Source organism: Streptomyces sp. LS1784 (assembly GCF_020103755.1).
In the GTDB taxonomy this organism is placed as follows: domain Bacteria; phylum Actinomycetota; class Actinomycetes; order Streptomycetales; family Streptomycetaceae; genus Kitasatospora.
This window is the reverse complement of record NZ_JAHSQD010000797.1, coordinates 1-2,872: the sequence shown is the minus strand read 5'-3', so window position 1 is coordinate 2,872 and position 2,872 is coordinate 1. Positions and strand designations below refer to the sequence as shown.

2 protein-coding genes and 1 pseudogene are annotated in these 2,872 nt (G+C 71.9%); 2 read left to right on the top strand and 1 reads right to left on the bottom strand.

Annotation, left to right across the window (positions count from 1 at the left end):
• Positions 1-489: pseudogene (locus KS423_RS42550) on the bottom strand (FUSC family protein); the annotation flags it as partial.
• Positions 490-961: 472 nt separating this feature from the next.
• On the opposite strand from KS423_RS42550, the gene KS423_RS42545 reads away from it, so the two are divergent.
• Together KS423_RS42545 and KS423_RS42540 are read left to right on the top strand one after the other, a co-directional pair.
• The gene (locus KS423_RS42545; protein WP_224285057.1) at positions 962-1,441 is read left to right on the top strand and encodes a hypothetical protein; all 480 of its coding nucleotides are present in this window, start codon (positions 962-964) and stop codon (positions 1,439-1,441) included.
• 95 nt (positions 1,442-1,536) lie between these two features.
• Positions 1,537-2,872 (top strand): WXG100 family type VII secretion target (locus tag KS423_RS42540; RefSeq protein ID WP_224285056.1); only part of this gene is annotated, 1,336 nt, incomplete at its 3' end.

The following is a 2,872-nucleotide window of genomic DNA, read 5'->3' as shown; positions in this document are numbered from 1 at the left end:
CGCGTCGTACGCGGCGGCCAGCGCCCGGTTGCGCGGATCCGCGGCGGGCCGGTTCGGCGCCCCCGCCGGCAACCCGAGCAGCACCACGAACGCGGCCCCGACCGGAAGCATCGGCGCCGCCGCCCACCACGGCTGCGGCAGCGGCATCCCACTGCCCAGCGCGGCCGACACCAGCAGCAGCATCCCGGCTGCCGAACCGCGCGGACCGGTCGCGCTCAGCGCACCGGAGGCGAAGGCGGTCAGCGTCAGCGCGACACCCAGGACGAGGCCGTCCGCGTCGGCGTGCTGGAGGGCGGTGCCGATCAGCATGCCGAGCGCGGAGGCGAGGACGGCCGTCCCGATCCGGGCGGCCCGAAGCCGGCCCGGCTCGACCCGGTCGTTCATCGTCGCGTGCATAGCCCCGAGCCCGGCGAACACCCCCAGGTCCAGCCGGTGCGCCAGCAGCCCCACCGCCAACGGCACCGCCATGCCCACCGCCGCCCGCGCCATCAGCGCCACCGGAACCGGCGGCCGTGCGGGCCGCGCAGCACGGGCCCACCAGGGGGAAGGGGAGGCGTCGGAGGAGCTCACGCGGTCACGTCCGTTCTGCGGCCTTGGGTCGCTGCTGTGCGACATTGCGCGGCAGATGGGGCGTACCGGGTCAGTCTACCCAGGGCCGCGGTGACGGTTCGTACGTGTCAAGTTCGTACCGATCGCGTACGGGCGGGCCAAGGGCCCTGCCGGTCCGACAGGGGTGGTGGCTACGATGACGGAGGCGGAAACCGTCCACAGGGCGGGCGGTGCACCGACCAGGACGGTACGACCCAGAAGTTGACGGTGTGTTTGCGGCCCGGAGCCGCCCGGGGACGGCCCGGGCGCGACCGGCCGTACGGGGGAGAGGTGAACTGCTGTGGCAGAAGGTAACGGGAACGGGTCGGAGACTCCTGCACCGGCGAACCCTTCGGGGGATGCGACGCCGTTCATGCTGGAGCAGAAGCTTCCGTGGCCTTTTGGGGGGATCAACATCGCCCCCATCATCAGTACCGTGCAGACGAACGTCAGCGCCGCTGCCCTGGTGGCGGCCTTCGGTAAGCACGACGTCGAGGTCGAACTCGGGACGCTCAGGAACTTCGCGGCGCAGGTCGAGGCGACGCTCGCCGCGATGGAAGGTTCAGCGGCCGGGCCGTACAAGCTCCAGGAGCAGAAGCTGACGGGCAAGAGCTTCGCGAGTGCGGAGTTCGCCGAAGCGACGGCCCTGACCACCGCCTACGAGAAAGCCCACACCCAGCTCGTCAAGCTCCACAAGGACCTCATGTCGCAGATCGACGCGATGAAGGAAGCGGTCATGAACTCGGCGGGCAGGTACTCGACCAACGAGGAACACACGACCGCCGCCCAGAACGCGATCGCGAAGGGTGCGGGTGTGCCGGCGGCCGGGCCGGGAGCCTCCGGCTCCCTCTGATGAGGGTCGGCCGAGACAGTTCACGGGGAGACGGGGAATAGACAGTGGCAGAGGGAACGAACTTCGAACAGATCGACCATGCAGCGCTCAAGGGCATGGTCGACGGCACCAACCCCGCGTTGGTACTGGACCGTGGCAACAAGCTTCAGGACGCCGGCCGTGTTCTGCAGGAACTGAGCCAGGCGCTGACGGCGCACGTCGGCAAGGTTACCTGGGGAGGTGAGGCCGGCGAGAGCTTCAAGACCTGGGTCAGGAACCTGCAGCAGTCGGCCGACTTGCTGGGCAAGTACTCGGCCGGTGCGGGTGAGATCATGCAGCACGCGGGCGCGGCACTCAGCCTTGCCAAATCCGCCGTGCCGGATGTGCCGACCTGTGACATCACCACCGTGAATACGCGTCAGCGCCAGGCTCCGCCCGACGCCGCGGCCTATACGTCGGCCAACTTCACGCCTGAAGGCCCGACCGCCGCGAATCTCGACTCGATCATGAAGAAGCGAAACCCCGGGACGTGGGTCACCGCGACCGATGCCGATGCCGCTTCGCAGCGTGTCTACAAGGCGCACCAGGAAGCCATCCACCAGTTGGAGAAGCTGGGGCAGGCCTATGCCGCGGCCGCGACGGCGCTGAACGGGCTCGGCACCGACTTGGCTCTGCCGGGGACGCCTGCGCCGTCGAATCAGAACGACTCCAAGGCAATCTCCCGAGATGGCGGGAGCGGTGGCGGTGCCGGCTCCGGCGGTTCTGTCCGCAACCCGCGTTCGGGGGGCAGCGTCGGCGGCGGGCCCAACCCGGGCGGCGGCGAGAGCTACGGCGGAGGGAAGATCCTGCCCCGTGACCCGGGCTCGGGTGGCCCCGGCCCGTTCAACCCGGGCAACACCCCACCGCCGCACGGTGGCGGGGGCCAGCTGCCGCCCGCGCCGCAGGACCTGGGGACCTCGACCCCGCCGTCCTACCCGTCGGACCCGGTCAACCGTCCGGGCACCGACCTCAACAGCCTGCCCCCCGCGCCGACCCTGCCCACCCAGACCGGCCCGTACGGCCCCGGCAGCGGCCAGCTGCCCATGGACGGACCGACCGCCCTTCCCGGCCACCCGAACGGGCCGAGTGGCCCGAACACCGGACCCGGCGTCCCCGGTGGCGGCCCGGTTCCGGGCTTCCCCGCCGGAACGGGCGGTGGCACCGTCCCGACCAAGGGCGGTGGCAGCGGGTTCGTCCCCAGCAAGGGCGGCGGCCAGATCCCGCCGCGTACGACCCCGTTCGGCGGTGGCCCGGGGCAGGGAAGGAGCGGCACCCCGGGGCTGCCCAGCGGGACGGTCTTCGGTGCGCGCGAGGCAGGGCCGGGCGGCGGCCGGGTCGGTGGGCCCGGCGGCATGGGCGGCGGCATGCACCCCGGCATGGGCGGCGCTCATGGTGGCGCGGTCGGGGCCGGTG